We start from the raw sequence: 7,420 nt of genomic DNA, 5'->3' as shown, positions 1-7,420 counted from the left end.
ACCAGCTTGTAGACATAACAGCACAGTTGGTTAAAGTTAACAATCATAAAGAAGATGTTTATATAAGACCTATTGTGTATTTCTCTGATTTGGCAATTGGACCAAAATTAATCGGATACACTGCGAAAATTGCAATTTATACATTACCTCTTGGAGATTACATAGACACTGATAAAGGAATTAAAGCCAAAGTTTCTTCTTGGACAAGATTAAATGATAATATGATTCCACCAAGATTAAAGGTTACAGGTGCTTATGTAAACTCAGCAATGGCAAAAACAGAAGCATTATTAGCCGGAGCAGAAGAAGCAATCGTATTAAACAAAAACGGTTATGTCTCTGAAGGTAGTGCAGAAAATATTTTCATCGTTAGAAACGGAAAGCTTATAACCCCGCCAGTAAGCGATGATATTTTAGAAGGAATAACAAGAAATGCAGTAATGGAAATAGCAAAAGATTTAAACATACCTGTTGTAGAAAGAAGCATTTCAAGAACAGAGCTTTACGTGGCTGATGAAGTATTCTTCTGTGGAACAGGAGCACAGATTTCTCCGGTAATTGAGATAGACGGCAAACCAGTAGCAGATGGTAAAGTTGGAAAAATAACAAAGATGATTAAAGATATATACTTTGATGCAGTAAGAGGTAAAAACGATAAATATAAACATTGGATTATTGAGATAGGTTGAAAAAGTTAGAAAAAATTATTCAAAAAGATTTAAAGAAGTATCCTGATTTAAAATTGAATGTTATAAGTGAAAAAAATAACAGCTGTATATTTTTTGATATAGGTTATGGTGAAAAGTTTTTTATATATTATTTAAGCATCACAGATTTAGAAAAACTTTCAGATTTTTCAACGTATATCGTCTTTAAAGAGATTTTAGATAGATATATGAAGGTCGGGTACCCAAAAGGATTTCGTACCCGATTTTTTATTAATTTTAATAATGATTTTCAATGCTTGAGGAAAAATTTAAAAGAACTAAAAAAAGATGATGTTTTGCTGCTTTTTTTGTTAAACAATGCTGGTGTAGGGAATGAAAAATTGGCAGTTAACAATATAAATAAAAATCTAATTAAAAGATTGGAGAAATTGATAGAAAATAATGGTTTAGATACATCGTTAATCTTAGACAAAGATTTCAATTTTGAATTTGAAGGTATCAACACATTATGGTTAAAACCCTATCCAAATGAATTTTATAAAATTCTAAATAAGAATTTTTTTTCTGAAGAATTTAAAAATAAAATAGTTTTTACAATAAATTTGATTTCAAAGAAGATTTTTGAATGATTAAGAATACTGAACTACTTCAAATTTTAATAAGATTCATCTTAGCTTTATCAATAATTGTTTACGTTCAACTTTATAATTTTGACTTTAAAACACCTTTAACTTTGTTGTCTATAGCTTATTTTGTTGGAACGTTAATTCTCTATCCTTTACATAATCATAAATTTTTAAAGCATCTTTTATTTTTATTTGATTTTTTACTTATTAGCTATTTTATGTATACAACCGGAAACATTTATTTTTCTCTATTTTTTATAACTTTTATTTTCTTTGTTGAAAATTTAATAGACCTTGTATTTATGAGTATTTATACAATATTGATTTTTGGAGTAGCTCTATATCTATCTGGATTTTTTGATTTTACTTATATCTTTATAGCACTAGGATTTTGGCTGGTATTTTTAAAATATTTTTCGGATAAGAGCCTACTTGAAAAACAAAAGGAAGAGATTAATAACCTTGCAAAAAATCTGTATATAGAAAATCTTAAATGTAATGACAAATCTGAATTTTATAGGAAATTTTATGACTTAAGCACAGCAGTAAAGATGTTCAAATCCGGCAAATTAGACCCGGAAATCTTTATTAAAGAATTGTATGAAAATTTAAACTGTAATGGTTTAGTCCTGTTTAACATAAACACAAAAGAGAAGTTAAAAAAAGGATTATTAAATTTCAATGAAGGAATATTAGATGACTTTAATTTAATTCCAAAAACTTATGTAAACGACGATTTGAATTTAAAAACCGGTTGCGAGTTTATAATTGTTAGGCAGATTAATGATTATCTCATCTTAATCTTCTATAAATCTGCAATTTTAGATGATTCTGAGATCTTAGATATAATTAAGTGAAGTTTATCAGTATGATAAAATAAAATCAAAAAATCTATAAAAAGGAGGATAAGAATGAATAAGTTTTTTGGTTTGATTGAACAGATATTTGAAAGGATACTATGGGAATCAAGACTGATGGTAATTCTTGCGGTAATTGCATCAATTTTTGCTGCTTTGACTTTGACTATAGTAGGAACATATGATATCTATCTTGTTTTTAATGAAATGTTTCATGCTTTTTCAGACCCTCAGGTCTATGAAAACTTTCATAAAGATGCTATTACGCATATTATAAGTGCAATTGATGCTTATTTAATATCAACAGTGCTTTTAATTTTTGGTATTGGACTTTATGAATTGTTTATAAGTAAAATAGATTATGCGGAAAAAGAAACAAAGTCTTCTAGAATTCTTGTTGTTCACTCTCTTGACCAATTAAAAGATAAGCTTGCTAAAGTTATAGTTATGGTTTTAATTGTTACATTTTTTAAACACGCTGTTAGTTTTAAGTATGAAGAAGTTTTAAACTTGCTTTATCTTTCAATAGGAATACTTTTAATAGCATTGACTATTTACTTTTTAGCAAAATCTCATCATGAAGAAGAACATGGCTCGGAGGAGTGAGAAATGAAAGATTTTACGATACTTAATATATCATTAGCTTTAATTGGTGGTGTTAGTTGGTTTTTTTTTGGAAAGAAGTCTAACCAAGAAAAAAATGAAAGTTTATCCGGAGAGTTAGAAACTATACAGCTTAATATCTCAGGAATGCATTGTGCAGGTTGTGCAGCTGCAGTAGAAGCAACGTTAAAAATGATGGATGGAATTAAAGAAGCTTCTGTAAACTTTGCTACTTCAAAAGGTGTTTTCACATTCGACCCAACTAAAATAACCAAACAGCAAATAGTGGATAAAATAAAAGAACTTGGATACGATGCTTCCTTTGATTTAGAAAATTTTGAAAAAAAAAGTTAGAGGAGTTAAATAATCTAAGACATAGGCTAATAGTTTCTCTTTCCCTCTTTTCTCTTCTTGTTTTATCAATGTTTATAAAATTTCCTTACAATGAATACTTTCAGTTTATAATTGCATCAATAATTCAGTTTTATGGTGGTTATGAGTTTTATAAATCTTCATTTATGTCTTTGAAAAATAGACTTGCAGATATGAATCTGCTTGTTTTTCTTGGAACTTTTTCAGCTTATTTTTATTCTATATTAGTCTTACTTTTTCCTTCTTTTTTTCCAGAAAATACGAGACATGTGTATTTTGAAGGGTCATCTGCTATCATTACATTTGTTTTACTTGGTAGATATTTAGAGCAAAAGTCAAAATTAAAAGCAACAGACTTTATGAAAAATCTGCTATCTTTAAAGCCAACCTATGCAACTATCATAGTTGATGGGAAAGAGTATCAGGTTAAGGCGGAAAATATAGTTAAAGGCGATATTATAATTGTTAGACCTGGTGACAAAATACCTGTTGATGGAATTATCATAGAAGGTCAGACAGAGGTTGAACAGTCGTTTTTAACAGGGGAGTCTAACCTTGTGTATAAAAAGGAAGGTGATGAAGTTTTAGGGGGAAGTATAAATAAAGTTGGTGTAATCAAGATAAAAGCGACAAAAAACGCAAAAGATAGTGTTTTAAATCAGATTATAAATCTTCTTCTTGAGGCACAATCAAAAAAGCCGAAAATTGGTCAGCTGGCAGATAGAATATCTCAGGTTTTTGTGCCATCTGTTTTAATCTTTGCTATTATCGTGATTAACATTTGGTACTATCTTGGATATCCACTAAATTTTGCGTTTACAACAGCTTTAGCTGTTCTTGTGATAGCTTGTCCTTGTGCTTTGGGACTTGCTACTCCGATTGCAATAGTTAATATCGTTGGTAGGGCTGCAAAAGAAGGAATTTTAATCAAAAATCCTGAAGTAATTGAAAATCTAAAAGATATAGGTATTGTAATTTTTGACAAAACAGGGACATTAACAGAAGGTAAATTTCAAGTTGTAGATACATTATACAAAGGAAGTAAAGAAGAGTTAGAAATGATTTTATCTTTGGAGAAAGATATCAACCATCCTATTTCTCAATCAATCGTAAGTTTTATGAAAGAAAACGGCTTTAATTTTGTTAACATCTTTCAAAAGCAGATTTTAGCAGGAAGAGGAATAACTGGTATTTTTGATAACAAAAATTTGTACGTTGGAAATAAAAAGCTTTTTGAAGAGATTGGTATAAACATATCAGATGAATTTTTAGAATTTTTGAAGAAAAATGAAGAAAACGGCTACACTGTAATCTTTGGTGCTGTTGATGATAGGATTGTGCTGGCTTTGGCTGTTTCAGATAGTATAAAAAAAGAAGCTTTTGAAGTTTTAAAGTGGTTTAAAAATAAAGGTGTAAAAACTGTTCTGCTAACAGGGGATAACGAGAAGGTAGCAAAAAATGTAGCTAAAACTCTTGGTATAGATGAGGTTTATTGGCAGTTGACGCCAATAGATAAATATAAATTTATCAAAAACTTAAAATCAGATTATGAAAAAAGTATAGTTTTTGTAGGAGATGGAATAAATGATGCTCCCGCAATGGCTGAATGTGATGTTGGCATAGCAGTAGAATCAGCTTCTGATATTACAAAAGATGCAGGAGATATAATACTGCTAAATTCTAATCTTAAAGGTGTAATAAAAGCTGTGGTATTAGCAGAGAAAGGACTAAAAATAACAAAACAGAATCTATTTTGGGCTTATGTATATAATTTGATTGGAATTCCTGTTGCTGCCGGCTTTTTATATCCAATCTTTGGAACCCTACTAAATCCAATGTATGCAGGTATGGCTATGGCGTTTAGCTCAATTACAGTAGTTTTAAACGCATTGAGACTTAGAAGGATTTCTTTAGAATGAGAATTATCATATAAGGGTTGATGAGAATATTCTAAAATTTTTGTAAGTTTACTTTTTTGTAATTCCGAGGACTTTAGTCTGAAAGATCTTCTCGTTTAAAAAAGTTAGAAAGTAAGTGAATAAGTGAGAGGTAAAGGAAGGAAATTCTTCGCCGGCTGCAGAATGACAAAATACTGTTGACTTTCTCTGTCATCCTGAGGCCGTAAGGCCGAAGGATCTCCTTTTTTGATTTTTTGGTTTGAAAACAGAAAATATGAGATTCTTCGCTTGGTTCAGAATGACGTCACAGAGGTATAAAGGGTGAGATTCTTCGCATGGCTTTAAAGAATGACAAACACAAAATTAATTAAAATTTTAAAGCACTATCAGGATTAATTGGCATATATTATTAAAAAAACAAAATATTGATTAAATAAGAGGTGAAATTTTATGAATAAACCAGAAATTTTAGCTCCGGTAGGGCATTATGAAGGACTTGCAGCTGTTATTAAAGCTGGCGCAGACGCAATTTATATGGGTGTTGGAAAATTAAATCAAAGGGCTTTAAAGTCTGAATTTGACATAAACGATGTAAAAGAAATTAGAAAGATTACTCAGGACAAAGGTATAAAGCAGTATATCGTCTTAAACTCCATAGTGTTTGAAGATGACTTGCCTTGGGTAAATGAGACATTGGACCAGTTAAAAGAGATAGGTGTTGATGCAGTTATAGGTTGGGATATGGCAGTATTATCCGGTGCTATAAAGAGAGGTATCACTACACATTTATCAACAATGGCTTCTGTTTCTAACTCACAAGCTGCAAAGTTTTATGAAGAACTTGGTGTAAAAAGAATAGTTCCTGCAAGGGAAGTAAAGCTTGATGGGCTAATCCAGCTCAAAGAAAAAACAAATCTTGAGATTGAAATATTTATCCACGGTGCAATGTGCATGGCTATTTCTGGAAGATGCTTTTTAAGCCATGATGTATTTGAAACATCCGGCAACAGAGGAGAATGTTATCAAGTTTGCAGACATGAATTTGAAGTAAAAATAACTTCAAAAAACACCGGAACAGATTTTATTCTTGGCTCAGATTATGTTTTATCTGCAAGAGATTTGGTTACCATTAATTTTGTTGATAGGTTAATGTGGGCTGATAGTTGGAAGATTGAAGGAAGGAATAAAAATCCTGACTATGCATACCTTGTAACCTATGCTTATAGAGAGGCAAGGGATAGAATAATAAACGGAGAGTGGCAGACAAAAGGCTACCAAGACCTTTGGGACCTATTAGAAAGGGCATACCACAGAGAATGGGACAGTGGTTTTTACTTTGGTCAAGGATTGTTTGGTTTAAATCAAAGTATAGCAAAAGAGAAAAAAGTATACGTTGGTGAAGTAATCAAGTACTATCCAAAAATAAGCGTTGCTGAAGTAAGAATTATAAACAATCCTATGAAAATAGGAGATACTATCCATATAATCGGAAAAACTACCGGCGTTGTAAGGCAAAAAGTTGAATCTATGCAGGTTGATAGAAAAAATATTGAAGTTGCAGAAAGAGGAATGGTTGTAGGTTTAAAGACAGTTGAAAGAGTTAGAGAGGGCGATAAAGTTTATATAATGCAAGAGGTAGACGTAGAAGAATTGCTTAAGAAAGGCGATGGTGCAAAAGTTGGTTGATTTAAAAAATGAGTTTCTTTTGTACGTTATCCTTGCTTTAGTCTAAAGGATCTCCTGCTTTTATTATTATTTGAAAGAGTAAGAGTGTTCCAAAATTCTCGTAAGCTTGCCTTTCCGTGTCATCCTGAGGCTGTAAGCCGAAGAATCTCTTCTTTTGATTTTTTGATTTGAAAAGAAAAACATGAGATTCTTCGCTTCGCTCAGAATGACATCTTTGAGGTTGAGATTCTTAGCCGGCTGCAGAATGACGAAAAAGATTGCTTTTTTCTAATGCTTACCATTCAACCTTTCTATGCCTTTCAAGGACATAAATCCAAATGGTCTTCTACTTAAAAAGACAATAAAAAGCAGGAGAATTTGGAAGTAAATTATAGTCATCTATAGCCGTTAAAGAGCCATCTGTTTTAACCAAACTCCTCATCCCGAAGTATTACCTAACTTAACTACTTACCAATTCTATATCAAAATCCAAACTCTTTAAATTAGCTTTTGCTTTAATCAAAGTCTCTTCATACTCCTTAACCGGGTCAGAATCCCAAACAATACCACTTCCAACATAGATTGAACATCTATCTTTTGCAAAAATCATCTGCCTTATAGCTACACTCATAACATAATCCAAATTTGGTTTTATCAAAAACGTTGCTCCGCAGTAAACAGACCTTTTTTTATCTTCAAGCTCATCTATAATTTCCATAGCTCTTTTTTTT

At 31.0% G+C, this 7,420-nt stretch carries 8 protein-coding genes; 7 read left to right on the top strand and 1 reads right to left on the bottom strand.

The window, feature by feature from the left end:
• From SULYE_RS04465 to SULYE_RS04435, 7 genes are all read left to right on the top strand, one after another.
• Positions 1-689: branched-chain amino acid transaminase (locus tag SULYE_RS04465; RefSeq protein WP_007546939.1), on the top strand; the 689-nt coding region annotated here is incomplete at its 5' end.
• Complete coding sequence (locus SULYE_RS04460; protein WP_007546937.1) at positions 686-1,297, top strand: hypothetical protein; 612 nt, start codon at positions 686-688, stop codon at positions 1,295-1,297. The genes SULYE_RS04465 and SULYE_RS04460, both read left to right, overlap by 4 nt.
• Positions 1,294-2,151, top strand: a complete 858-nt coding sequence (locus tag SULYE_RS04455) for a hypothetical protein (protein WP_007546936.1) — start codon at positions 1,294-1,296, stop codon at positions 2,149-2,151. Before SULYE_RS04460 ends, SULYE_RS04455 begins: the two co-directional genes overlap by 4 nt.
• 54 nt (positions 2,152-2,205) lie before the next feature.
• Positions 2,206-2,757, top strand: coding sequence for a YqhA family protein (locus tag SULYE_RS04450; protein ID WP_007546934.1), 552 nt, complete (start codon positions 2,206-2,208; stop codon positions 2,755-2,757).
• A gap of 3 nt (positions 2,758-2,760) precedes the next feature.
• A complete protein-coding gene (locus SULYE_RS04445) occupies positions 2,761-3,108 on the top strand; it encodes a heavy-metal-associated domain-containing protein (RefSeq protein ID WP_007546932.1) in 348 nt (115 codons plus the stop codon).
• Positions 3,109-3,176: 68 nt separating this feature from the next.
• Positions 3,177-5,045 (top strand): copper-translocating P-type ATPase, encoded by a 1,869-nt coding sequence (locus SULYE_RS04440; RefSeq protein WP_007546930.1) that lies wholly within the window; start codon positions 3,177-3,179, stop codon positions 5,043-5,045.
• A 429-nt stretch (positions 5,046-5,474) separates the two neighbouring features.
• On the top strand, positions 5,475-6,710 hold the full coding sequence (locus tag SULYE_RS04435; protein ID WP_007546929.1) for a peptidase U32 family protein: 1,236 nt from the start codon (positions 5,475-5,477) through the stop codon (positions 6,708-6,710).
• A 439-nt stretch (positions 6,711-7,149) separates the two neighbouring features.
• On the opposite strand, the gene SULYE_RS04430 is transcribed toward SULYE_RS04435, so the two are convergent.
• Positions 7,150-7,420, bottom strand: a 271-nt coding sequence (locus tag SULYE_RS04430) for a chorismate-binding protein (RefSeq protein WP_007546927.1), incomplete at its 5' end; no start/stop codon positions are given.

Origin of the sequence: Sulfurihydrogenibium yellowstonense SS-5 (assembly GCF_000173615.1) — a bacterium.
In the GTDB taxonomy this organism is placed as follows: domain Bacteria; phylum Aquificota; class Aquificia; order Aquificales; family Hydrogenothermaceae; genus Sulfurihydrogenibium; species Sulfurihydrogenibium yellowstonense.
The sequence above is the reverse complement of the archived record's forward strand: the minus strand, read 5'-3'. Positions and strand labels throughout refer to the sequence as shown.

Bases quoted from the DNA above. Each gene is read 5' to 3' on its own strand.
- SULYE_RS04455 (WP_007546936.1), top strand. From the start codon at position 1,294: ATGATTAAGAATACTGAACTACTTCAAATTTTAATAAGATTCATCTTA.
- SULYE_RS04450 (WP_007546934.1), top strand. From the start codon at position 2,206: ATGAATAAGTTTTTTGGTTTGATTGAACAGATATTTGAAAGGATACTA.
- SULYE_RS04445 (WP_007546932.1), top strand. From the start codon at position 2,761: ATGAAAGATTTTACGATACTTAATATATCATTAGCTTTAATTGGTGGT.
- SULYE_RS04440 (WP_007546930.1), top strand. From the start codon at position 3,177: ATGTTTATAAAATTTCCTTACAATGAATACTTTCAGTTTATAATTGCA.
- SULYE_RS04435 (WP_007546929.1), top strand. From the start codon at position 5,475: ATGAATAAACCAGAAATTTTAGCTCCGGTAGGGCATTATGAAGGACTT.